This window comes from Nitratidesulfovibrio sp. D1, from assembly GCF_051133415.1.
GTDB lineage: Bacteria > Desulfobacterota > Desulfovibrionia > Desulfovibrionales > Desulfovibrionaceae > Cupidesulfovibrio.
On sequence record NZ_JBPGNZ010000007.1, the window covers coordinates 152,909 to 174,678 of the forward strand.

General features: G+C 67.5%; 22 protein-coding genes. 9 read left to right on the forward strand and 13 right to left on the reverse strand.

Annotated elements, in window-relative coordinates:
• Nucleotides 1–33: 33 nt before the first annotated feature.
• The 3 genes from ACR4XJ_RS14520 to rpoZ form a co-directional block, all read right to left on the reverse strand.
• Nucleotides 34–687 (reverse strand): hypothetical protein, encoded by a 654-nt coding sequence (locus ACR4XJ_RS14520; protein WP_434755879.1) that lies wholly within the window; start codon nucleotides 685–687, stop codon nucleotides 34–36.
• Nucleotides 688–924: 237 nt separating this feature from the next.
• A complete protein-coding gene (dnaJ, locus tag ACR4XJ_RS14525) occupies nucleotides 925–2,049 on the reverse strand; it encodes a molecular chaperone DnaJ (RefSeq protein ID WP_434755880.1) in 1,125 nt (374 codons plus the stop codon).
• Nucleotides 2,050–2,055: 6 nt separating this feature from the next.
• The gene (gene rpoZ, locus ACR4XJ_RS14530; RefSeq protein WP_434755881.1) at nucleotides 2,056–2,283 is read right to left on the reverse strand and encodes a DNA-directed RNA polymerase subunit omega; all 228 of its coding nucleotides are present in this window, start codon (nucleotides 2,281–2,283) and stop codon (nucleotides 2,056–2,058) included.
• A gap of 378 nt (nucleotides 2,284–2,661) precedes the next feature.
• Here rpoZ and ACR4XJ_RS14535 point away from each other — a divergent pair, with 378 nt between their 5' ends.
• The 3 genes from ACR4XJ_RS14535 to ACR4XJ_RS14545 all read left to right on the forward strand — a co-directional run bounded on the left by ACR4XJ_RS14535 (nucleotide 2,662) and on the right by ACR4XJ_RS14545 (nucleotide 5,179).
• Entirely contained in the window at nucleotides 2,662–3,408 is a 747-nt protein-coding gene (locus tag ACR4XJ_RS14535) for a tRNA lysidine(34) synthetase (RefSeq protein WP_434755882.1), read from the forward strand.
• Between the two features lie 126 nt (nucleotides 3,409–3,534).
• Complete coding sequence (locus tag ACR4XJ_RS14540; protein ID WP_333505857.1) at nucleotides 3,535–4,437, forward strand: M23 family metallopeptidase; 903 nt, start codon at nucleotides 3,535–3,537, stop codon at nucleotides 4,435–4,437.
• 37 nt (nucleotides 4,438–4,474) lie between these two features.
• Nucleotides 4,475–5,179 carry a phosphatase PAP2 family protein gene (locus ACR4XJ_RS14545; protein ID WP_434755883.1) on the forward strand — a complete coding sequence of 235 codons (705 nt, stop codon included), beginning with the start codon at nucleotides 4,475–4,477 and terminating at the stop codon, nucleotides 5,177–5,179.
• A 478-nt stretch (nucleotides 5,180–5,657) separates the two neighbouring features.
• On the opposite strand, the gene ACR4XJ_RS14550 is transcribed toward ACR4XJ_RS14545, so the two are convergent.
• From ACR4XJ_RS14550 to flgB, 7 genes are all read right to left on the reverse strand, one after another.
• Nucleotides 5,658–7,058, reverse strand: a complete 1,401-nt coding sequence (locus ACR4XJ_RS14550) for a FliI/YscN family ATPase (RefSeq protein WP_434755933.1) — start codon at nucleotides 7,056–7,058, stop codon at nucleotides 5,658–5,660.
• A gap of 8 nt (nucleotides 7,059–7,066) precedes the next feature.
• Nucleotides 7,067–7,819, reverse strand: a complete 753-nt coding sequence (locus ACR4XJ_RS14555; protein ID WP_434755884.1) for a FliH/SctL family protein — start codon at nucleotides 7,817–7,819, stop codon at nucleotides 7,067–7,069.
• Complete coding sequence (gene fliG / locus ACR4XJ_RS14560; RefSeq protein ID WP_434755885.1) at nucleotides 7,806–8,822, reverse strand: flagellar motor switch protein FliG; 1,017 nt, start codon at nucleotides 8,820–8,822, stop codon at nucleotides 7,806–7,808. Before fliG ends, ACR4XJ_RS14555 begins: the two co-directional genes overlap by 14 nt.
• Complete coding sequence (gene fliF / locus ACR4XJ_RS14565) at nucleotides 8,791–10,410, reverse strand: flagellar basal-body MS-ring/collar protein FliF (protein WP_434755886.1); 1,620 nt, start codon at nucleotides 10,408–10,410, stop codon at nucleotides 8,791–8,793. The genes fliG and fliF overlap by 32 nt, the downstream gene beginning before the upstream one ends.
• 256 nt (nucleotides 10,411–10,666) lie before the next feature.
• Nucleotides 10,667–10,999: a flagellar hook-basal body complex protein FliE gene (gene fliE, locus ACR4XJ_RS14570; protein WP_434755887.1), complete on the reverse strand. Its 333-nt coding sequence runs from the start codon at nucleotides 10,997–10,999 to the stop codon at nucleotides 10,667–10,669.
• A gap of 19 nt (nucleotides 11,000–11,018) precedes the next feature.
• Complete coding sequence (flgC, locus tag ACR4XJ_RS14575) at nucleotides 11,019–11,456, reverse strand: flagellar basal body rod protein FlgC (RefSeq protein WP_434755888.1); 438 nt, start codon at nucleotides 11,454–11,456, stop codon at nucleotides 11,019–11,021.
• Entirely contained in the window at nucleotides 11,456–11,866 is a 411-nt protein-coding gene (gene flgB / locus ACR4XJ_RS14580) for a flagellar basal body rod protein FlgB (RefSeq protein ID WP_434755889.1), read from the reverse strand. Before flgB ends, flgC begins: the two co-directional genes overlap by 1 nt.
• 622 nt (nucleotides 11,867–12,488) lie before the next feature.
• Between flgB and ACR4XJ_RS14585 the strand changes: the two genes are divergently transcribed.
• The gene (locus ACR4XJ_RS14585) at nucleotides 12,489–13,049 is read left to right on the forward strand and encodes a tetratricopeptide repeat protein (RefSeq protein WP_434755890.1); all 561 of its coding nucleotides are present in this window, start codon (nucleotides 12,489–12,491) and stop codon (nucleotides 13,047–13,049) included.
• Between the two features lie 407 nt (nucleotides 13,050–13,456).
• Here the strand turns inward: ACR4XJ_RS14585 and ACR4XJ_RS14590 are convergent, their stop codons facing one another.
• Nucleotides 13,457–14,482, reverse strand: a complete 1,026-nt coding sequence (locus ACR4XJ_RS14590) for an NAD-dependent epimerase/dehydratase family protein (protein WP_434755891.1) — start codon at nucleotides 14,480–14,482, stop codon at nucleotides 13,457–13,459.
• 473 nt (nucleotides 14,483–14,955) lie between these two features.
• Between ACR4XJ_RS14590 and ACR4XJ_RS14595 the strand changes: the two genes are divergently transcribed.
• The 4 genes from ACR4XJ_RS14595 (at nucleotide 14,956) to ACR4XJ_RS14610 (ending at nucleotide 18,308) form a co-directional block, all read left to right on the forward strand.
• On the forward strand, nucleotides 14,956–16,077 hold the full coding sequence (locus ACR4XJ_RS14595) for a glycosyltransferase family 4 protein (RefSeq protein ID WP_434755892.1): 1,122 nt from the start codon (nucleotides 14,956–14,958) through the stop codon (nucleotides 16,075–16,077).
• 93 nt (nucleotides 16,078–16,170) lie between these two features.
• A complete protein-coding gene (locus tag ACR4XJ_RS14600) occupies nucleotides 16,171–17,520 on the forward strand; it encodes a sugar transferase (RefSeq protein WP_434755893.1) in 1,350 nt (449 codons plus the stop codon).
• Nucleotides 17,521–17,602: 82 nt separating this feature from the next.
• The gene (locus ACR4XJ_RS14605; protein WP_333505845.1) at nucleotides 17,603–17,998 is read left to right on the forward strand and encodes a type II toxin-antitoxin system RelE/ParE family toxin; all 396 of its coding nucleotides are present in this window, start codon (nucleotides 17,603–17,605) and stop codon (nucleotides 17,996–17,998) included.
• A complete protein-coding gene (locus ACR4XJ_RS14610) occupies nucleotides 17,988–18,308 on the forward strand; it encodes a helix-turn-helix transcriptional regulator (protein ID WP_333505844.1) in 321 nt (106 codons plus the stop codon). The genes ACR4XJ_RS14605 and ACR4XJ_RS14610 overlap by 11 nt, the downstream gene beginning before the upstream one ends.
• A 132-nt stretch (nucleotides 18,309–18,440) precedes the next feature.
• On the opposite strand, the gene hypE is transcribed toward ACR4XJ_RS14610, so the two are convergent.
• Both hypE and hypD read right to left on the reverse strand, forming a co-directional pair.
• Nucleotides 18,441–19,466 carry a hydrogenase expression/formation protein HypE gene (gene hypE, locus ACR4XJ_RS14615; protein WP_434755894.1) on the reverse strand — a complete coding sequence of 342 codons (1,026 nt, stop codon included), beginning with the start codon at nucleotides 19,464–19,466 and terminating at the stop codon, nucleotides 18,441–18,443.
• 4 nt (nucleotides 19,467–19,470) lie between these two features.
• Entirely contained in the window at nucleotides 19,471–20,562 is a 1,092-nt protein-coding gene (hypD, locus tag ACR4XJ_RS14620; protein WP_434755934.1) for a hydrogenase formation protein HypD, read from the reverse strand.
• A gap of 446 nt (nucleotides 20,563–21,008) precedes the next feature.
• On the opposite strand from hypD, the gene ACR4XJ_RS14625 reads away from it, so the two are divergent.
• Nucleotides 21,009–21,728, forward strand: coding sequence for a phosphohydrolase (locus ACR4XJ_RS14625; protein WP_434755895.1), 720 nt, complete (start codon nucleotides 21,009–21,011; stop codon nucleotides 21,726–21,728).
• Nucleotides 21,729–21,770: the final 42 nt, after the last annotated feature.

A 21,770-nucleotide genomic window follows, 5' to 3' on the forward strand; every position in this document is an offset into this window, starting at 1 on the left:
CCAACGGGCGAAAGGACAATTTAGAAACAGCCCCTAGGGCCACCGGCCGCAACGCCGGAAGAATCCGGCCATGGCCGCCACCTCGGCCCCGTCCACTCCGGCGGCTGCCGGTCCTCCCCTGGCGCGTCTCCTCCGGCAGCGGCGCATCAGGTCGTCGAACTCCTGCCGCAACGGCCCGGGCACCCCGATGGCGGGCAGCCCGGCCCGCAGCACCGCGCCTTCGGCCAGCAGGTAGCCGGTGCGCACGTTGCCCCCGGCAAAGGGACGCCGCACGGCCAGTTCCAGAAACACCCGCACCGCTTCCTCGAGCGGGTCCGAAGCGTCCGGCGGGACGGCGACGCCGGGCAGCGGTTCGCGCGCGGGCGGCTGCCCGGCGGTCCCGGCGCCCTCCCCGGTCCTGTCATGCGGCGCGCCGGTGAGCAGCGCGTTCACCGCGCGGGCCGTGCCCCAGGTGAGGTCGAACGTGCCGGAGCGCACCCGGCGCAGCACCCAGCCCAGCGCCTGGCCCTGCCGCCGGACGAAGATCCGGGCATCGGGCGACGCCGGGGCCTGAGGGTCTCCGACCAGAATGCGGCGCACGGCGTCGGTGGACAGGTCGAAACCGGCCAGCACGGCGGCATCGCAGATGTGCTCGGCGAACAGGCTTTCCGCGCGGAACAGCGCGCCGGAACGGGCATCGGCAATCATGAAACACCTCCTGCCGGACGGAAACAAAGCCCCGGCGCGCCGCTGGCATGGCGCGCCGGAGACACCCCTGCATGGGAAAACCGGTACTCGGATTCAGTCTAACACACCGCCACCGCAAAGGCCAACCCGCCGCGCCGGGCGCGAAACCCGCCGCCGGACGCAGCCCCCGGAAACGGCGTCCGCCCCCGGCGCGGCACACCGGGGGCGGACGAAACATCGGCCATGCAAGAGGGCCGGTTATTCCATGCCCATGGCCTTGCCGATCTTCCGCGCCACCTTCTTGACCTTCTCGAAGGGCTTGCCTTCCTCCAGCTTGGCGAACTCGCGCAGCAGTTCTTCCTGCTTCTTGGAAAGGCTGGTGGGCGTCAGCACGCGCACCTCCACCAGCAGGTCGCCCTTCTGGTGATGGCCGAGGTAGGGCAGGCCCTGGTCGGTCAGGCGGAACACCTCGCCGCCCTGGGTGCCCCTGGGGATTTCCAGGGTCACCGGATCGTCGAGGGTGGGCACCTCGATGCGGTCGCCAAGGGCGGCCTGCACGAAGCTGATCTCGTGGGTGATCACCAGGTCCTGGCCCTGACGGCGGAAGGTCTTGTCCTGCTCCACGCTGACGACCACGTACAGGTCGCCGGGCGGTCCGCCGTGCAGGCCCGGTTCGCCCTCGCCGCGCAGGCGCAGGCGGTTGCCGGTGTCCACCCCGGCGGGAATGCGCACGGACAGTTCGCGCACCTGTTGCAGGATGCCCGCACCCTTGCATTTGGGGCAGGGCGTGGAAATGACCTGCCCTTCGCCCCGGCACACGGGGCACGGCACGGCGATCTGGAAAAAGCCCTGGCTCTGGCGGATCTGGCCGCTGCCGCCGCAGTGGCGGCACTGTTCGGGCCGCGTGCCGGGGGCCGCGCCGGAACCGCTGCACTCGTCGCAGGCCACCTTCTTGGGCAGGCGCAGGGTGACCTCGTCGCCCTTGGCGGCCTGACGGAAGGAGATGGACAGGTTGTAGCGCAGGTCGGCCCCGGCCTGGGGGCGCGGGCCGCGCATGCGCGACGAGCCGGTGGCGAACCCGAAAAGGTCGCCGAAGATGTCGCTGAAGTGGGCGAACACGTCCTCGGCATTGGCGAAGCCGTGGCCGCCGCCGTTGCCGTTGAGGCCCGCGTGGCCAAACCTGTCGTACCGCGCGCGCTTGTCGGCGTCGCGCAGCACGTCGTAGGCCTCGGCGGCCTCCTTGAACTTCTGCTCGGCCTCGGGATTGTCCGGGTTGCGGTCGGGGTGGTACTGGAGCGCAAGCTTGCGGTACTGCCGCTTGATCTCGTCCTCCGACGCGTCCCGGCCCACGCCGAGCACCTCGTAATAGTCACGCTGGCTCATGGCTGGCTATTCGCCCCGGACGTCGTCCTCGGTCTCCACGTAGCGCGCCTCTTCATCGGGCAGCACCTTGCCGGCGGCGATCTCGCGCAGGGCGGTCACCACTTCCTTGTTGCGCGAATCGACCAGCGCCTCGTACCCTTCGCGGTACTGGCGCACGCGCTTGATGGCCATCTGCACGAGAAGGAAGCGGTTGTCGACGCGTTCCTGGCAGTCTTCGACGGTAATGCGGGCCATGGGAGCTCCTTGCGGAAAGGATTGGGCGCGGCGGCGCGGGCGCGCGCAACGCCTCTTTCAGGTAATGCGGCAGTGCCGGTTGTCCAGTCCCCCGCGCGGATTCCGGCGGGGCATCGACTTCCGGCACACAGGCGGCACGCGGACGCACTACGCCAAGCTGCGCAACATACCCGTCCCGTCAAGGCGCGTCAAGCGCCCCTGCGCTGCTGCGATGGCGGAGCGCATGGCCCGGATAGTATATGATGCGCCGCCCGACGCCCGGCGCGGGTCAGCGGTTGCTTCCGCCCCCGTGCCGGGGTATCGGGGGGCGGCCCGGCCATGCGGCGCCCCTCCCCCGCCCCCCGCCACATTGTCGCCACCCCGCCAGACGGAGAATCCATGCCCCGCGAAAAACTGTCCTACGCCCAAAAGCAGTGCGTCACCGCCGCAGGCAAGCTGATGCAGCAGACCGCCATGATCCACCCCGGCGCGCGCATCGGCGTGGCCGTTTCGGGCGGCATGGACAGCTGGGTGCTGTTGCAGGTGCTGAAGCTGCGCCAGCGCATCGTGCCCTTCCGGTTCGAGATCATGGCCCTGCACGTGAACCCCGGCTTCGACCCGCACAACCACGCCCCCCTGCTGCCCTGGCTGCGCGCCAACGGCGTGGCCTCGCACATCGAGGTCACCGACCACGGCCCGGTGGCCCATTCGCCCGCCAACCTGCGCAACTCGCCCTGCTTCTACTGCGCCAAGCTCCGCCGCACCCGGCTGTTCGAACTGTGCAAGCAGTACGGGCTGACCCACCTGGCCTTCGGGCACAACGCCGACGACCTGGTGACCACCTTCTTCATGAACCTGGTCCAGACCGGGCGGGTGGACGGCATGTCCATGAAGGAAGCCTTTTTCGGCGGCAGGCTGACGGTTATCCGCCCCATGATGCTGGTGGAAAAGCCGGTCATCGCCCGCGCGGTGAAACAGTGGAACCTGCCCGTGTGGACCAACCCCTGTCCGTCGGCCTTCGATTCGCGCCGCAGCGAGATGGCCGCCGAGGTGAAGGAGTTGTGCAAGGGCAACAAATTCGCGAAAGCAAACATTTTCAATGGGTTGATCCGCTGGCAGCTTGGGTTGACACCCTCGGACCAATAACGCTAGACAACCCGTTAGGCTCTACGCCCAGCCACGGCGCGCCACCCCACCGCCACGCTGCGGCATGCGCCGCCCAACGCCTCCCCCGCCCGTACAACGCCCTAACCCCAGGACCGCGCCCGACACATGCTGCTCGGCAAGTACCACATCGTCATCCTCAAGGAGCGCGACGGCGCCCACCGCAACCTGCGCATGCGCGGGTGGTTCGGTTTCGCCGTGGTCTGCCTGGGGCTGGCGCTGGCCGGGACCAACGTGTGGCTATGGGGCTTCTACTCCGAAAACCTGGCCCTGCAACGCCGCCTGGCCGAGGCCGAGCGCACGGTGGAGGAGCAGAACGGGCAGATGCTGAACATGGTGGGCAAGGTGCGCACCCTGCAAGCCGACCTTTCGCGCGTGCAGCAGTTCGACTCCAAGCTGCGCCTGATGATGAACATGGAGAAGGACGCCGGCGAAACCGCCTCCATGGGCGGCTCGCGCTCCGAAGACTTTTCCAAGAGCTACCTGCCGCTGCATCGCCAGGAACTGTTGGCCCGCAAGATGCACAGCTTTCTGCAACAGCTTTCCACCGACGTGCGGCTGGAAGAGGTGCGCCAGCAGGAACTGGTGCGCGCCCTGCGCGAAAACCGCGAAGTGCTGGCCGCCACCCCCTCCATCTGGCCCGCCGACGGCTACATTTCCTCCACCTTCGGCATGCGCGCCTCGCCGTTCACCGGCAAGGGCGAATTCCACAAGGGCATCGACGTCATCAACCGCCCCGGCACGCCCATCTACGCTCCGGCGCGCGGCACCGTCACTCTCGCGGGGGTGGACGGCGCCTACGGCAACTGCGTGGTGCTGCAACACGGCGGGGGGCTTTCCACCCGCTACGCGCACATGCAGCGCTTCGTGCTGAAGGAAGGCCAGACCGTCAACCGGGGCGACCTGATCGGCTACATCGGCAACTCGGGGCGCAGCACCGGCCCGCACCTGCACTACGAGGTGCGCCTGAACGGGGTGTGCGTGAATCCCATGCGCTACATCCTCAACTAGGCGCGCCCGGCTCCCTCACCCTCTTTCCCCGCACCTCATGCCGCACATCTTCGACACCCCCTTCGCGTGGGACATCGAGTGGCTGCTGCGCGTCAACGTGGAATGGCGCAACGCCGCGCTGGACCTGCTGATGCCGCTCGTCTCCAGCACCCTGCTGCTGTGGGTGATCATCGCCGCCTGCGCGGCGCTGTATCTGGCCCGCGCGGGCAAGGACGGGCTGCGGCCGCTGCTGGCCCTGCTGCTGGTGGTGGGCATTGCCGCCGGACTGGCCGACGCCTCCAGCAACGTGTTCAAGAAGGCCACCGACCGGGTGCGCCCGCTGAAGGCCCTGCCGCTGGTGCACCACCGCGACGACGGCCAATGGAAGCAGAACCCCGCCGACTTCGTCCAGCGCAAGAACAAGGGCGATTCCTTCGTCTCGGCCCACGCGGCCAACACCATGGCCGTGGCCGTGGCGCTGTACGCCATGCTGCCGGGCCTTGGCGCGGCCTTTCCCCGCAGACGGGAAACAGCCGTCCCGTCCCCCCCATCCCCGGACGCCCCGGCCGGGCCCCGCACGCCGGGCGTTTTCAGCGCACGGACGCTGGTCTTTTTGCTGCCGCTGGTGGTGGGCTATTCGCGCCTGTACCTTGGCAAACACTACCCTTCCGACGTGCTGGGCGGCTGGCTGGTGGGCGCGCTTGCCGGATGCGCGGCGGTGTGGGCGTGGCGGCTGGCCACCGGACAGCGCCACCCGGCCTGACCCCCGGCGCACCGCGCCGGACTCCCTGCACAACGCCAGCGGGCGGGACATTGCTGTCCCGCCCGCTTTCTTTGTGGAAAATCACGGCAACTGTCTTGCTCTCAGGGGGGGTGTCTCCAAAGCAGGCATTTCGTTCGTTGGCGAGGAAAACGAGCCTGCCATGAGGGAGTGCCTCAGCCGTTATGCGAGTCTACGAGCATTACGGATGAGGACCGCAGAGCGCGGCAGCCGTTAGGTGAGAGAAGCGAACCTTACGGATGGCGACCGCAGAGCGTACTCTTATCGTATTCGACCGAGCCTTAGCCGTTAGGCGAGCGCGCAGCGCGAGTCTTACGGATAAAGACAGCAGAACTATGGCAGGCGAAGTTTGACCGCGTTGCGCACGATGCCCGTAAGGCTCGCAAGCTCGCCTAACGGGCACGCTACGCGCCCTTCGGGTCGGACGCCAACGGGCGAAAGGACAATTTGGAGACAGCCCCTACCCGGCCGCCAGCCCTTGCAACTGCGCGAACGAATCGGCCAGCGGCGCGGCGTCGGTGACGTCCTGGCGCAGAAAGGCGTTGATGGGGCCGTTCATGGCGATGGCCTTGTCGATGTCCGGGTTGCTGCCCTGCGCGTAGGCCCCGATGTTGATCATGTCCTCGGCCTTGCGGAAGGTGGCCAGGTGCCGGGTGATCACGCGGCCCGCGTCCACCACGTTCCTGGCGCAGATGTCGCTGCGCAGACGGCTGATGGAGCGCAGCACGTCGATGGCGGGAAAGTGCCCCAGGTCGGCCAGGTCGCGAGTGAGCACGATGTGCCCGTCCAGGATGGAGCGCACCGCGTCGGCGATGGGTTCGTTGAAGTCGTCACCGTCCACGAGCACAGTGTAAATGCCGGTGATGGTGCCCTTCTCGCTACGGCCCGCGCGTTCCAGCAGCTTGGGCAGCTGGGCGAACACGGTGGGGGTGTAGCCCTTCGTGGTGGGCGGCTCGCCCACGGCCAGGCCCACCTCGCGCGCAGCCATGGCGAAGCGCGTCACCGAGTCCATCATCAGCAGCACGTCCTTGCCCTGGTCGCGAAAATGTTCGGCCACGGCGGTGGCGGCATAGGCGGCGCGCATGCGCACCAGCGGCGACTGGTCGGACGTGGCCACGACGAGCACGGACCGGGCCATGCCTTCCGGCCCCAGGTCCTTTTCCATGAACTCCACCACCTCGCGGCCGCGTTCGCCGATGAGGCCGATGACGTTCACGTCGGCCACGGTGTAGCGGGCCATCATGCCCATGAGCGTCGATTTGCCGACGCCCGACCCGGCCATGATGCCCACGCGCTGCCCCTTGCCCAGGGTGAGCAGGCTGTTGATGACCCGCACGCCCACGTCCAGCGGGTCGGAAATGCGCGGCCGGGCCAGCGGGTTGGGGGGCGGGGCGTACAGGGGGGCGAAGTCGGTGGTGGGCACGGGGGCGCCGCCGTCCAGCGGCGCGCCGAAGGCGTCGAAGGCGCGGCCCAGCAGGGCCTCGCCCACGGGAAAGACGGGGGGCAGGCTGGTGTTGCGGATGAGGCTGCCGGGGCGGATGCCGCGCAGATCGCCATAGGGCATGAACAACAGATGGCCGTCGCGGAAGCCCACCACCTCGGCGGCGATGCCCTCGCACGCGGCGGAGGCGGCGGGAACGCCGCCGGTTCCGGGCTCGCAGCCTTCGGGCAGCATGTGGCACACCGCGCCCAGCGGGGCCTTTATGCCGCAACCTTCGGAGACCAGGCCCACCACCTTGGTGACCTTGCCGTAGGTCTGCATGGCCTGCACCTCGCCCATCAGGCGCAGGCAGGCGGCCGGGTCCAGTCCGGACAGGCGGCTTTCACGGGTGCTTTCCGCCGGGGGCACGGGCGATGTCATGGGCGAGGTCACGGGCGGTCCTCTGGCAGGGCCAGCCCGGCCAGCACTTCCTCGATGATCCTGCGGCGGGTCTCTATGGTGTTGTCCACCATGCCGTCGCGGCTTTCCACCACCATGCCGCCGGGGCCGATGGCGGCGTCGCCGCGCACGTTCCAGGCTTCCAGGCCGGGAAAACGCTCCTTGGTGGAGGCGATGATGTCGGCCACGGCCGACTCGTCTTCCGGGTTCACCCGCACGGTGAGCGTGCGGCGGTTTTCCAGCGCCTGCACCGACTTCACGAACAGCGTTTCGAGCACGGCGGCGCGCTCGGCGTCCACCGCCAGGCCCACGCTGCGCTCCACCGCCGCGCGCAACAGGCCCACCAGGTCGCCGCGCCACGCGGCGAAGATGGACGAGCACTGCCCCTGGATGGCGGAAAGCACGGCGGACACCGATTCCCCCATGGCCGCGCGGAACTCCTCCAGTTCGCCGTGGGCCTGGACCATGCCCGCCTCGTAGCCCTCGTCATGGGCAGCGGCGCGTATGACCTCGGCCTCCATGCGGGCCTGGGCCAGCACGTCGTTGGCCTTGGCCAGCACGTCGCGCGCCATGGCCTCCGCCCTGGCGCGCACGCGGTCCATGTATTCCGCCTCGGTGCGTTCGTCCCACAGCGGGCGCTGGCTGGCGCCCTCCACGCCGGCCAGGGTGGTCTCGGCGAAGGGGCTGGGGCCCATGAAGATGGTGCCCCACCGTTCCGGCTTGCCGGAATCAGACGAAGACATCCCCGCCTCCGCGGCCCACGATGATGCGGCCCTCGGTTTCCAGCCTGCGCACCGTCTTCACGATGTTCTGCTGCGCGCCTTCCACGTCGGACAGGCGGGTGGGGCCCATGATCTCGAGGTCTTCGCGGATCATGGTGGCCGCGCGTTCCGACATGTTCTTGAAGAACTTCTCCTTCAGGTCGTCGGAAGCGCCGCGCAGGGCCATGGTGAGGTCCTCGTTGGAGATTTCCTTGAGCAGTTCGCGGATGCCCCGGTCGTCCAGCGCCTTGACGTCCTCGAACACGAACATGAGGTTGCGGATGTCCTCGGCCATCTGCGAGGATTCTTCCTCGATCTCGGCCAGCACTTCCTCTTCGGTGGCGCGGTCCACGGCGTTGAGGATCTCGGCCACGGAGGGCACGCCGCCCACCTTCTTGCCTTCCTTGCCGCCCATGGCGATGAGCTGGCTCTGCAACACCTTGTCCACTTCCATCAGCATGTCCTCGGGCACGGCTTCCAGCCGGGCGAGGCGCATGAGCACCTCGGGCCGCACGCCCGAGGGCAGGTTGGTCAGAAGTTCCGCGGCCTTGTCCGGGTGCAGGTGCCCCAGGATGAGCGCCAGCGTCTGCGGGTGCTCGTTGCGCAGGATCTGGGCCAGCAGGCGCGGGCTGACGTTGCCCAGCTCGCGGAAGGGCGCGGGCCCGGAATCCAGGTTCAGCGAGTCCATGATGTACTTGGCGGTCTCGCTGTCCAGGTTCTTCATGAGCATGCGCTTCACGGCCTCCGCGCCGCCCGCGATCATGTCCTGGCCGGTGACCATGGCGTGGTGGAAATCGCGCAGGACTTCCTCCACCAGTTCCTTGGGCACGGTGTCGAGTTCGACGATGGCCTTGGAGACGGCCGCAATCTCCTGTCGTTCCATGCGCTTGAAGATTTCGGAGGTGAACTTGTCACCCAGCGCGAGAAGCAGGATCGCCGTCTTCTGGGGCCCCTTAAGCTGCTCCAACCTTTGATCCGTCGCCATGCTTCAGCCAGCTCCTGATGATGCTCACGGCCTGGTCCATGTTCTGTTCGGCCATTTGCAGGGCGTGAGCCTTGATGTCCTCGATCTTCTTCAACGCATCCAGCGCGTCCATCTCCTCGTCGCCCTCGATGAGCGCAAGGCGCTCCTCGCCTTCGGGCAGACCTTCCAACCCTTCGATCATTTCTCCCTCCACGCGGGGACGGATCATGGCGAGCACCACCGGCCGCACCACCAGCACCAGGAACAGGAAGACCAGCAGGGCGTTGAGCAGCGGCTTGCCGAGGCGCAGGGCGTAGTCCATGACCAGCTGGGCCAGGCTCGATTCCTGGGGCGCGTCGGGACCGCCGAACGAAATGCTGCTGACCTCTATGGTGTCGCCGCGCGCGCGGTCGTAGCCCACGGCGTTGCCCACCAACTGGCGGATGCGCTCCACGTCCTCGTCCTTGCGGGGCACGAAGACCCACTGGCCGTCCGCCCCCTTCTCATACGTGCCGTCCACGATCACCGCAACGGTCAGGCGCGAGACGTCGCCCACCTGGGCCACGATGTTCTGCTCTTCCTTGTTGATCTCGTAGTTGGTGGTGCGGGTTTCGCGGCTGCCTTCCTGGGTGGACGCGCCGCCGGTGGGCGAATCGCCCCGGAAGTTGGCGTCGGGCACGCCCGCCTCAAGGTTGGAACGGCCGCGCTGCGATTCCTCGCTGCGCTGCTCGCTGCGCACCACGGTCTTTTCCGGGTCGTACAGTTCCTTGCGGATGGTGCGCTGGCTGAAGTCGAGGTCGGCGTTGACCTTGGCGATGACCTTGCCCGCGCCGATGACCGGGTAGAGCAATTCCTCGATGCGGCGCTCCAGGGTCTGCTGCATGCGCAGCTTGTGCTCCAGCTGGGTGGTGGTCATGCCGTCCACGCTGCCGTCCTCGACCGGGGAGTACAGGATCTTGCCGCCGGTGTCGGTGACCGACACCTTGTTCTTGTCCAGCCCTTCCACGGCCATGACCACCAGATTGACGATGGCCTGCACGTCCTTGGGTTCCAGCTTCTTGTTGCTGTCGCGCAGCTTCAGCACCACCGAGACGGACGGCTTCTGCTGCTCTTCGATGAACAGGCTGCGGTGCGGGATGACCAGGTGCACCCGCGCGCTCTCCACGTTGGGAAATTCCGAGATGGTGCGCGAAAGTTCGCCCTGCAGGGCGCGCTGGTAGTTGATCTTCTGCACGAAGTCGGTCTGGCCCACCTTGACCTGGTCGAAGATCTCGAAGCCGATGCCCTGGCCCACCAGGCCGCCTTCGCCGGCCACCTTCAGCCGCAGGTCGTACACCTTGTCGGCGGGCACGGTGACCGTGGCCCCGCCGTTCTCCAGCTTGTACGCCACCTTGTCGGCTTGCAGCATCTTGACGACGCGGCTGGCGTCCTCGGGCGGCAGGTTGGAGTACAGCACCCGGTAGTCCGGCTGGTTGATCCAGAACACCAAGCCGAAGAACACGGCCACGACCGCCACGCCCAGACCGGCGATGAAGATGCGCTGCGAGGTGGAAATGCGCGCCCAGAAGCCCTTGGCCTTCTGGACGACGTCTGCGAGAGCGGGAGCCATGTGTTCTTCCTCCGGAATCGTCTCTGGCGAGTGGTCTCTGGACTGCTGTGCGCTGCGTGATGCGGGGGGCTAGAGCCGGGCCCCTGGCGTGGTCGGATTTTCGTTCTCCGGCGGGAGGCACCACGCCGGGGCATTCGGATGATTCCCGTCGCCTGCCGAGGAAGCCAAGCGGTTCATGAAGGGAGCGCACTCTTCCGTGCGTGACCGAATGAACCGCGCCGGCTGACGAAGGCAGCGGCGGGAAGGGCCGAATGCCCTAGAATTGGATGCGGCTGAGTTCCTTGTACGCCTCCATGACCTTGTTCCGCACGGCGGAGGTCATGTTCACGGCAAGACCGGCCTTCTGCAGGGTGATCATCAGTTCGTGCACGTTCTGGGTTTCGCCGGACGCGAACGCCTGGATCATCTGCGACTTTTCGGTCTGCATGTCGTTGACCTTGGTCAGCGACTCGGAAAGCGTGTTGGTGAACGACCTGGCCTGGACGCCCGAGGCCGTGGGCGCGGCGGTGGCGCGGGTGGCCTGTTCGGCCTTCATGAAGTTGCCGAGGGCGTTGGAATACGCCTTCAGCCCTACTGCCTGGATGCTCATGACCGTGTCTCCCTACAGCCTAGCGACTGATTTCCAACGCTTTGGTGTACATGGCCTTCACGGTGTCGATGGTGGTCACGTTGGCCTCGTAGCCGCGCTGGGCGGTCATCAGGTTGGCCATTTCCTCCACCACGTTGATGTCCGGGTAAGAGACGAAGCCGTCCTGGTCCGCGTCGGGGTGGCCGGGCTCGTACACGCGCTTGAGGGGGCGCGAGTCGGTGGCCACGTGCATCACCCGCACGCCTTTCAGTTCGCGGTCCAGCGCGCCCTGCATGTGCTTGGAGAAGGGGTCGTCGATGTCCTGCGCCGCCATGATGGTGCTCTTGCGCCGGTAGGGACCGCCCTGCTCGGTGCGGGTGGTCTTCACGTTGGCCAGGTTCATCGAGATGATGTTCATGTTCGTGCGCTCCGCGTTGAGCGCGGAAGCGCCGATGTCGATGGCGGTCATGAAGTCCATTACTTCTGCCCTTCCTGTATGATGTTCTTGACGCCCTCGAAGTTGCCGCGAATGACGGTGGAGAGGGCGGTGTAGTGCAGCGAGTTCTTGGCCATCTTGGCCATTTCCTTGTCCAGGTTCACGCGGTCTTCGCCGTGGATGACGCGCGGCTTGGCCGCCTTTTCCCAGTCGGCGTTGAACCCGTCGGGACTGAACTCGGAGGGCATGTGGTTTTCCTCGGTGCGGGTCATCCGCCCCTTGGCGTCCAGCCCCAGCGCCGCCTGCAACTGCTTCTCGAACTCCAGTTCGCGCGGCTTGTAGCCGGGCGTCCGGACGTTGGCGATGTTGCTCATGACGACATTCTGACGCTGAAGCTGCATGTCCATGACCTTGCCGACAAGGTTCACATGCGTTTCGTACAGGCTTTTCATGCGGGATTCCTCCCCGTTCGCCCCCGGGGCGTGCGCCGCGCGGGGGGTGGTGGCCGCCGGTGCGGCCCGTGGATGCACCCCCCGTTGAGCAAGAGGCGTTCCAGTGCATGGAATTTTTTTCATTCAAAATGGTTGCATGTAAAAAGCGCCATTTTCACCGGCCCTGGCCCGCCGGAATGACGACGCCGCCCGTCCATCTCGCGGATGGCCGGGCGGCGTCGTCATCATGCAGGCCATGGCGGCAGGATTTGCCCCCCGCGCCGAACAGGGGGACGGCAAACCGGCGCTTTGTGCCCCCGCACCCGGTGGAGAGCGCGGGGCGGGCTTGGCCGCCATCCGGCTTAACGATTGTAAATACTTCTTATATGTTCATGTGTTGCGCGCTCAGCCCTGTTCCGTCAAAATGACGTGGCATGCGGTTTGCTATGCCCGTGGCGCCCACGAAAACTCCGCAGCCAGCAATGGCACGCATCGTGCTTGGCGGAGGACATGGGCACAGCTTTCCCGGGAGCGTTCGCGAAACCGACGGGCGAACCGCTCCGGCGCCGCCAGCAAAGGCGCCCGCCCCGCGCAGCGCGGGGCGACCCAGAAGCGAAATGCCTTACGGCATGGAGGGGAGAACATGAGCAACCATCTCGATTACGAAATCAACAAGGAACTGGGCGAGTGCTACCTTTTCATGGGTGACCTGGAAAAGGCTGAGGAATACTACCGCAAGGCCGCCGGAAGCAACGGCGTGCATCCGGACCCGTACCTCGGGCTCGCCACCATCGCCGTGCAGCGCGGCAACCTCGAATCGGCCCTGGTGCTGTACCGCAAGGCGGCCGCCATCGAGGCCAACGACAAGTCGCTGGCGGGCATGGGCCTGGTGGAAATGGAAACCGGCGCGCACGCCGAGGCCTTCGACCACTTCGTGGCCGCGCTGGGCATGAACCCCGGCAACCTGGTGGCCATGAACGGCCTGCTGCGCCTTGGCTACCACCTTGACCGCATCGACGAAGTGGTGGCCCACCTGCGGGCCTTCCTGGAACTTTCCCCCGAAAAGGACAACGTGCGCTTCTCGCTGGCCGGGTGCCTGATTTCCCTCGGCCGCAAGGACGAGGCGCGGGCCGAACTCGAGACCATTCTCGACCGCGCGCCCGACCACGCCGACGCCCGCGAGATGTACGCCCTGATCGGGTAGCCGCGCCTGCCGCCGCCAGGCGGCCGCCACGGCAAGATACTCCCCTCCCCATACGATTTTCCGGCCCCGACGCTGGCGCTAGGGGCCGGAAAATCACCTTTCGCCGCCATTCTGCCAACGCTCGGGCGGCGAAACGGAGCGGAAACGCAGTACGGGCGCATGGCACTCCCCGGGGGATGTGCCATGCGCCCGTATCAGTTTGATGACAACCCCGCCTCCGGCGGGAGTTGTAAAGGCACGCTCACTCCGGCGCTTCACGGCGGCAATGAATGCCGCCTGCGCCTTTGTGGCGGGCTGCCGACAAACTGCGTTTGTCAACAGCCGCAGCAGGGGTGCACGACACACTCCATGAGTGTGTCGTGCACCCCTGCTTTTTCCGGCGCGCGGGATGTGCCAGCGGAATGTGCCTACAGGTTGGCGGCGTACCAGTCGCCGGACAGGCGCAGGCCCTGGCGCACGTTGTAGACGGGCTCGAAGCCCAGCAGGGTGTGGGCGCGGCTGATGTCGGCCAGCGAGTGGCGCACGTCGCCGAAGCGGAATTCGCGGTGCACGGGTTTGGCGTCGGCGGCCTCGGGCTTGTGGCGGCTCACTTCCTCGCGGATCAGGTCGAACAGCTGGTTCAGGTCGGTGCGCTCGCCGAAGGCCACGTTGTACACCATGTTCAGGGCGGCCTCGTCGGTGGCGGTGGCGGCCAGCAGGTTGGCCTGCACGCAGTTGTCGATGTAGCAGAAGTCGCGGCTGGTCTCGCCGTCGCCGTTGATGAACACGGTCTCGCCGCGCAGCAGCGAGGCGAACCACTGCGGAATGACCGCGGCGTACGCGCCGAAGGGGTCCTGCCGCCTGCCGAACACGTTGAAGTAGCGCAGGCCGATGGCCTTCATGCCGTAGCAGGTGGCGAACACGTCGGCGTACAGTTCGTTGACGTACTTGGTCACCGCGTAGGGGGACAGCGGCTTGCCGATCTTGTCCTCGACCTTGGGCAGGGTGGGTTCGTCGCCGTAGGTGGAACTGGACGCGGCGTAGACGAAGGTCTTCACCCCGGCGTCGCGGGCGGCCACCATCATGTTCACGAAGCCCGAAATGTTGCTTTCGTTGGCCAGGATGGGATCTTCGATGGAGCGCGGCACGGAGCCCAGGGCGGCCTGGTGCAGCACGTGGTCCACGCCCCCGCACACTTCGCGGCAGTGGTCGAGGTTGCGGATGTCGCCTTCCTTGAAGCGGAAGTTGCGCCACAGGTCCGCGCCCACGATCTCGCGCACCATGTCCAGGTTCCGCTGGTAGCCGGTGGCGAAGTTGTCCAGCCCCACCACCCGCTGCCCGTGCAGCAGCAGCGTTTCCAGCAGGTTCGAGCCGATGAAGCCGGCAACCCCGGTGACGAGCCAGGTGCGGGGGGCGGCTTCCAGTTCCCGCAGCAGGGCGGTATAACGGGTCATGATGGCGTCTCCTCCCAAGGGAGTGGCGGTTTCGGATGGAATGCCTATTGTACGTGCGCCGGGGGGCCGCGTCAAAGGACTGCCGACCCGGACGGCGTTGCGCCATGGCGCGGCGGCCGTGCGGCGGGGGGACTTCCGGCCTGCCGCCGAAGACCGGTCGGCTGCCGCCAAGGGCCAGTCGGCTAAAGGACGGGTTCGCCGCGCACCACCGCAACGTGCGCGCTTCTACTCCCAACGCCACACCCTGTAAAGGGGCGGCAAGGGGACGCGGCGGGCCGGGAGCCCATCGCGCCGCGAACCCGGCCACTCCGGCCCCTTTCCGGCCCCCTTTTCAGCGTGCGGCCCACCTGTTACAAGGTGCGCGTTCTTCCGCCCCCCGCGCCGCGTGCGCCAAGGGGCGGGGCAACGCCCCCCGGCGTCCCGCCGGGACCAGCGCCCGGCATGTTCCGGACGCGCAGCCAGCGAGGCATCAGATGAAGGTCGCCATTCTGGGCAATCAGGCCCGGGCCATGGTCAATTTCTGGAGCGTGCTCATCCGCAGGCTCCGTTCGCTGGGGCACGAAGTGCTGTGCATCGTGCCCGACGCCGACACCGACACCGAAGGCCGCGCCGCGCTGGAGGCCATGGGCGCCCGCGTGGCGGGCTACCCCCTGGACCGCAAGGGGCTGAACCCCGTGCGCGACGCCGCCACCTTCACCGCGCTGTACCGCATCTTCCGCCAGGCGCGGCCCGACGTGGCCTTCTGCTTCACCATCAAGCCGGTCATCTACGGGGCCATGGCGGCGGCGCTGGCGCGCGTGCCCGCCCGCTACGCCATGATCACCGGGCTCGGCTACATGTTCGAGGCGGACACCCCGGTCAAACGCGTGCTGACCAGGGTGGCCGCCCTGCTCTACCGCATGGCCCTTTCCTGCGTGCGCACGGTGTTCTTCCAGAACATGGAGGACCGCCGGGTGTTCGAGGACAACCGCATCATCCCGCACGGAACGTCCGTGGCCATGTGCCGGGGCACCGGCGTGGCGCTGGACCACTTCGCCCAGGCGGAGCCGGTGCTGGACCCGCCGTCGTTCCTGCTGGTGGGCCGCCTGCTGGAGGCCAAGGGCCTGCGCGAATACGCCGGGGCCGCGCGCCTGCTGAAGGCCAGGTACCCCGACGCCAGCTTCCGGGTGCTGGGCCCGCCGGAAACCGGGCCCGGCAGCGTGCCCCTTTCCGAGGTGGAAGGCTGGACGCGCGAAGGAATCATCGAATATCTTGGCGAAACCCGCGACGTGCGCCCGTACGTGGCCGCCGCCAGCGTGATGGTGCTGCCCTCGTGGCGCGAAGGCACCCCCTGCTCGGTGATGGAAGGCATGAGCATGGGCCGCGCCGCCGTGGTCACCGACGCCCCCGGCTGCCGCGAGGTGGTGGAGGACGGGGTGAACGGCTTCCGCGTGCCCCTGCGCGACCCCGAAGCCCTGGCCGCCGCCATGGAACGGTTCATCGCCGACCGCAACCTGATCTCGCGCATGGGACAGGCCGGGCGGCGGCTGGCCGAAACCGAATTCGACGCCGACAAGGTGAGCGAGCATATCCTGCGGGTGATGCGGCTGGTCTAGGACCGGCCAGGCATCCGCCACCGCATCGCAAAGCGCCGGGACGCCGCAGACGCCCAGCCACGACAGATTTCCCAACCATTCCGGGAGGAATGCGTGAACGACAATATCCGTAACGGCCTGTTCCGCCTGCTGGATGCCCTGTGCATCCTCATCGCGCTGTACGTGGTCGGCGAAACCATGCTGCCGGACGAATACAGCGTGCTCGTGGACTACACGGGCGCCTCGTTCTTCACCACCTTCTTCTTCCTGCTCTCGTTCTACGTGCTGGACTGCTACTCGGTGGGTGAGGAAGACTTCCGCGATTCCGTGGCCCGGGTGGGCGTGGCCTCTGTGCTGGGGGTCATCGCCACCGGCTTCACCTTCTATTCGTTCGAAAGCTGGCGCTTCGACCGGGCCACCTTCGTGCTGCTGCTGGTGCTGGTGGTGGCCATGTGCCTTGCCTGGCGCGTGGTGTGGCACCGCATCGGCAGGCGCTTCACGACCCGGCACCGGGTGGTGCTGGTGGGCGTGGACCGCGCAGGCAAGGTGCGCAGCCTGCTGGAGCAGAGCATGCCCCACGCCGAAATCCTGGGCTACGTGGGCGAAGGAGACATGGACGCCGACGCCGGGCCGTGCCTTGGCCCCTCGTACGACCCGCTGGGGATTGCGCGCAGCCACGACGCCACCATGCTGATCATGCTGCCCGACGCGCCGCTGGACGAGGACATCGCCCGCGAACTGTTGCGCGCCAAGCTGGGCGGCCTGATGGTGGTGGACATCCGCACCCTGTACGAACACGTGGCCGGGCGCATTCCCGTCAGCCTCATCCGCGACGAATGGTTGCTGATGGAAGACGGCTTCAACCTGAACACGCAGGGGTCCATGCAGCGCCTGAAGCGGGTGTTCGACGTGCTGACCTCGCTGGTGCTGCTCATCCTGACCCTGCCGGTGATGCTCGTCGCGGCCATGGTCATCCGGCTGGAATCGCCGGGGCCGGTGATCTACCGGCAGAAGCGCGTGGGCCTGCACGAAAAGGAATTCACGGTGCTGAAGTTCCGCTCCATGACCGTGGACGCGGAAAAGAACGGCGCGGTGTGGGCGCAGAAGGGCGACACCCGCGTGACCAAGGTGGGCAAGTTCATCCGCAAGGTGCGCATCGACGAGCTGCCCCAACTGTGGAACGTGCTGCGCGGCGACATGTCGCTGATCGGTCCGCGCCCGGAGCGCATGGAATTCGTGCGCGAACTGGAAAAGGTCATCCCGTACTTCTACGTGCGCCACACCGTGAAGCCGGGCGTCACCGGCTGGGCGCAGGTGTGCTATCCGTACGGGGCCTCCATCGAGGACGCCCGCTACAAGCTGGAGTACGACCTGTACTACATCAAGAACATGTCGCCCCTGCTGGACCTGAAGATCGTGCTCAAGACCGTGGGGGTCATCCTGTTCCCCAAGGGGGCGCGGTAGGGGCCATTTCCCCGCCGGTACGCCAAAGGCCGACCGCTCGGGAGCGGTCGGCCTCTTTTAGTTGTTCGGCCCGCTTGACGACATGCATTTCAATCTATATTTTCAATACATGAAATGGGACGCCAGCTTTTGCGATGAATTTGACGCAGAGTTCGCCGAGTTCGACGTTTCGCTGCAAGATGAATTGTTGGCGCGTCTTTCGCTGCTGGAGGAAACCGGCCCCTCGCTGGGCAGACCCCACGTGGACACCCTGAAGGGCTCCCGGCATCCGAACATGAAAGAATTGCGTTTCAGCCTTGGTCGACAACCGTACCGATTCCTGTTCGCCTTCGACCCACTGCGCAACGCCGTGGTGCTGGTCGGCGGCAGCAAGGCTGGCGATGCCCGTTTCTACGACCGCCTGATCCCCGTTGCCGATGCCCGGTACGACAAGCATCTTGCCACGCTGAAACCACAGGAGGGCAATCATGGCCCGTAAGCTCAGCGACGTTATCGCGGCACTGCCCGAAGCCCGCCGGGAAGCCATCCGCAAGCGCACTGACGAACTGCGCATGGAGATGAGCCTGCGTGAACTGCGCCGGGAACTCGGCGTTTCGCAAAAGGAACTTGCCGCCGCACTGGATGTTTCACAGGCCACCGTCTCCAAGCAGGAACGTAGCGGCGACATGCAGATCAGCACTCTGTGCCAGATCGTACGCGCCCTTGGCGGCACGTTGCGCGTCACCGCGCAACTGCCGGGCAAGAAGGAAGTGGAACTGACGCCGTTCTCGGACGGCTGCCGGGTGTGACGCAACACCGCCACCTGCGCAATATCCCCCCAACCAGAAAGTTTGCGGGGTGAGAGCACGAGAGAGGGGGCTTTTCAAAGCCCCCTCTCTCGTATCTCCAAATCTTCTCTTCTCCCCTCTTCTCTCGCGCCGTCAGCAAATCCTCGGCAACTGCTCGCCTTCCAGCATGGAAAGCAGGCGGTGGCCGCCCATGGGCGTTTCCAGGATGACCTGCCCGGCCCGGCCCGGCCCCGCGCCGTCGGCGGCCAGCACGGTACCGATGCGGGCGGCGTCCGCGCCAAGGGGGCTTTGGCGCAGCACGGCCAGCGCCGCATCGGCCTTTTCCTGCGGCAGGATGCAGATCAGCTTGCCCTCGTTGGCGAGGTACAGCGGGTCGAGGCCAAGGAACGAGCAGCCTTCGCGCACGGCGTCGCGCACGGGGATGTCCCGCTCGGCGATGCGCACCACCACGCCCGACTGCCCGGCGATCTCGTTGAGGGTGGTGGCCAGGCCGCCGCGCGTGGGGTCGCGCAGCACGTGGATGTCGCCCACCTCCAGCAGCAGCCGTTCGGTCAGCCCGTTGAGCGCGGCGGAATCGCTGCGCACGTCGGCCGAGAAGTTCAGCCCTTCGCGGTGCGACAGGATGGTCAGCCCGTGGTCGCCCATGGTGCCGCTGACGATGACCGCGTCCCCCGGCCGGGCGGAATGCCCGCTGGGGGACGGGTCGGCGATGATCTCTCCGATGCCGGTGGTGTTGATGAACACCTTGTCGGCCATGCCGCGCGGCACCACCTTGGTGTCGCCGGTGACGATGCACACGCCCGCCTCGCGCGCGGCGTTGCCCATGGAGGCCACGATGCGTTCCAGCACCTCCATGTCCAGCCCTTCTTCCAGGATGAACCCGCAGCTCAGGTAGCGGGGCCGCGCGCCCAGCATGGCCACGTCGTTGACGGTGCCGTGCACGGCCAGCGTACCGATGTCGCCGCCGGGAAAGAACAGCGGGTCCACCACGTAGCTGTCGGTGCTCATGGCCAGCGGGCCGGTCAGTTCCAGCCGGGCGGCGTCGTCCAGGGTGCGCAGCACGGGGTTGTCGAAATGTTTCAGGAACAGCTCGCCGATGAGCCGGTGCGCGGCCTTGCCGCCGCTGCCGTAGTCGAGAAGAAGCGTATCCCCGGCCATGCGGTCATGCCTCCACGTGGTACTTGAAGTAGGCGGCGCAGCTGCCCTCGGTGGAGACCATGCACGGCCCCACGGGCTTGGCGGGCGTGCAGGCTTTGGCGAAGAGCGGACAGTCGCTGGGCTGCATCTTGCCCTTGAGCACGTCACCGCACTTGCAGCCGGGAATGGGCCGGGCCTCGGGCAGGGTCAGGCCCAGGCGGGCCATGGCGTCGAATTGCTCGAATTCCGGCCGGAACACCAGCCCGCTGCCGGGAATGCACCCGATGCCGCGCCACAGGGCGTCGGCAGGCTGGAAGACCATATCCAGGATTTCCCGCGCGCGCGGGTTGCCCGCGTCGTCCACGGCCCGGCGGTAGGAGTTGACGATGGCGAATTCGCCCGTCTTGCGCTGCTCGACCATGATCAGCAGGGCCTGCAAGATGTCCACCGGGTCGAACCCGGCGATGACGCCGGGCGTCCTGAATTCCTCGGCCACGAAGCGGTAGGGCTCCACGCCGAGAATGGTGGACACGTGCCCCGGCAGCAGGAAGGCGTCCACGGCGCAGTCCGGGTCGGCCAGCAGGGCGCGCAGCGCGGGCGGCACCAACTTGTGGAACGAGAGCACGCAGAAGTTGGTCAGCCCCTGTTGCCGGGCCATGAGCACCGTGGCCGCCACGGTGGGCGCGGTGGTCTCGAAGCCGATGCCGAGAAAGACCACGGTGTCGCCGGGGTTGTCGGCGGCCAGCTTCAGCGCGTCGTGGGCGGAATAGACGATTTCCACCCGCGCGCCCTTGGCCTGGGCCAGCTTCAGGTTGTCCCCGCCGGGGCCGGGCACGCGCATCAGGTCGCCGAAGGTGGCGATGATCACGCCGGGCTTTTCGGCCAGTTGCAGGTAGGCGGCCACCTCGCTTTCGTGGGTGACGCACACCGGGCAGCCGGGGCCGGAAAGGTGCTTCACCCCGGCGGGCAGCAGCGGGCGCATGCCGCTCTGGAAGATGGCCACGGTGTGGGTGCCGCACACTTCCATGAAGCGCAGGGGGCGGTCCAGTTCGCGGTGCAGCCGCTCGACGAGGCCGCGGGAAAGGTCCGGATCCTTGAAGGCCGTGGAGAAATTCACGCTCACGTTGGTCTTCCTGCCTGTCGGTGCGTCGGCGGTGAACCGGAGTGGGCCGCTGTGGGCCGGGCCATGCAGGCCGCCCGCCGGACGATGATGCGCCGCCGGGCCATGGGCCGGGCAGGCGCGACGCGACGGCGGAACCGCCCCCGGGGCATGGCCCGCCGCCCGCACGGTTTCGCGCGGGCAACCCCATGCCCTCCGCACCGTGTCCCGATGGTGCTACGCCGGGCCAAGGGCTGCTGTCAACGTGACAGGACCGGGGGACAACGGGGTCGGGGGACCGGGGAACTCCTCCGCCCGCCCACCGCCGCCCGTCGCCTGCTGGCCCGCGCTTTGCCTTTTGCCCGGCCAGTGGTTATGTTTATGAATGTGGCGAACGCGCGGCGCATCGCATGGGACCGGCATCCTGCGGTCCGCCCCGCCCGCGCGTCACCAGAGGAGATCGCATGACCGTCACCGGGGGTATGCCCTTCACCGGCGATACGGAAAACCCGCGCGAGGCGGCGGCCATCCGCTGCATGACGCCGGACGACCTGCCGCCCATCAGCTTCGCGCCCCCGGCCCCGCCGGACGCCTGGTCCGTGCCCGACGCGGCCGCCTGCCATGCCCTGTGGGACCGCTACGCCATGCCCGAGCACATCCGCGCCCACAGCAGCATGGTGGCCGACATGGCCATGGCCCTGGCCCGCGCCGCCATGGCTGACGGAACGGGCGGAGGGGGCGGCGCGGACCTGCACCTGCCCTCGGTGCTGGCCTGCGCCCTGCTGCACGACATCGCCAAGGACTACACCATCCGCTTCGGGGGCAACCACGCCCAGCTTGGCGGCGCGTGGACCCTGCACGAGACGGGCAACCCGCGCATCGCCCAGGGGGTGATGCACCACGTGCACTGGCCGTGGCGGGTGGACGTGGCCGTGCCCCAATGGCTCATGCCGCTGATCATCATCTACGCCGACAAGCGCGTGAAGCACGACCGGCTGGTGAAGCTGGAAGAGCGCTTCGACGACCTCATCGAGCGGTACGGCCGCACCGAGCGCATCCGGGAACGCATCCGTGAATCGCATGAGCAGGCCGTGGACATCGAACGCGCCCTGTCCGCACGGCTGGGCGTGCCCCTGCACGACGCCGGGCTGCGCGACGGCCAACTGGCGGTCAACGCGGGCTGATGCCCCGCCGCGTCCGCCGGACCGCCCGGCGGGCCGCGCCAC

Excerpts from the sequence above, each read along its gene's own strand:
- ACR4XJ_RS14520 (WP_434755879.1), bottom strand. The coding sequence starts at position 687 with ATGATTGCCGATGCCCGTTCCGGCGCGCTGTTCCGCGCGGAAAGCCTG.
- dnaJ (WP_434755880.1), bottom strand. The coding sequence starts at position 2,049 with ATGAGCCAGCGTGACTATTACGAGGTGCTCGGCGTGGGCCGGGACGCG.
- rpoZ (WP_434755881.1), bottom strand. The coding sequence starts at position 2,283 with ATGGCCCGCATTACCGTCGAAGACTGCCAGGAACGCGTCGACAACCGC.
- ACR4XJ_RS14535 (WP_434755882.1), top strand. The coding sequence starts at position 2,662 with ATGCCCCGCGAAAAACTGTCCTACGCCCAAAAGCAGTGCGTCACCGCC.
- ACR4XJ_RS14540 (WP_333505857.1), top strand. The coding sequence starts at position 3,535 with ATGCTGCTCGGCAAGTACCACATCGTCATCCTCAAGGAGCGCGACGGC.
- ACR4XJ_RS14545 (WP_434755883.1), top strand. The coding sequence starts at position 4,475 with ATGCCGCACATCTTCGACACCCCCTTCGCGTGGGACATCGAGTGGCTG.
- ACR4XJ_RS14550 (WP_434755933.1), bottom strand. The coding sequence starts at position 7,058 with ATGACATCGCCCGTGCCCCCGGCGGAAAGCACCCGTGAAAGCCGCCTG.
- ACR4XJ_RS14555 (WP_434755884.1), bottom strand. The coding sequence starts at position 7,819 with ATGTCTTCGTCTGATTCCGGCAAGCCGGAACGGTGGGGCACCATCTTC.
- fliG (WP_434755885.1), bottom strand. The coding sequence starts at position 8,822 with ATGGCGACGGATCAAAGGTTGGAGCAGCTTAAGGGGCCCCAGAAGACG.
- fliF (WP_434755886.1), bottom strand. The coding sequence starts at position 10,410 with ATGGCTCCCGCTCTCGCAGACGTCGTCCAGAAGGCCAAGGGCTTCTGG.
- fliE (WP_434755887.1), bottom strand. The coding sequence starts at position 10,999 with ATGAGCATCCAGGCAGTAGGGCTGAAGGCGTATTCCAACGCCCTCGGC.
- flgC (WP_434755888.1), bottom strand. The coding sequence starts at position 11,456 with ATGGACTTCATGACCGCCATCGACATCGGCGCTTCCGCGCTCAACGCG.
- flgB (WP_434755889.1), bottom strand. The coding sequence starts at position 11,866 with ATGAAAAGCCTGTACGAAACGCATGTGAACCTTGTCGGCAAGGTCATG.
- ACR4XJ_RS14585 (WP_434755890.1), top strand. The coding sequence starts at position 12,489 with ATGAGCAACCATCTCGATTACGAAATCAACAAGGAACTGGGCGAGTGC.
- ACR4XJ_RS14590 (WP_434755891.1), bottom strand. The coding sequence starts at position 14,482 with ATGACCCGTTATACCGCCCTGCTGCGGGAACTGGAAGCCGCCCCCCGC.
- ACR4XJ_RS14595 (WP_434755892.1), top strand. The coding sequence starts at position 14,956 with ATGAAGGTCGCCATTCTGGGCAATCAGGCCCGGGCCATGGTCAATTTC.
- ACR4XJ_RS14605 (WP_333505845.1), top strand. The coding sequence starts at position 17,603 with ATGCATTTCAATCTATATTTTCAATACATGAAATGGGACGCCAGCTTT.
- ACR4XJ_RS14610 (WP_333505844.1), top strand. The coding sequence starts at position 17,988 with ATGGCCCGTAAGCTCAGCGACGTTATCGCGGCACTGCCCGAAGCCCGC.
- hypE (WP_434755894.1), bottom strand. The coding sequence starts at position 19,466 with ATGGCCGGGGATACGCTTCTTCTCGACTACGGCAGCGGCGGCAAGGCC.
- ACR4XJ_RS14625 (WP_434755895.1), top strand. The coding sequence starts at position 21,009 with ATGACCGTCACCGGGGGTATGCCCTTCACCGGCGATACGGAAAACCCG.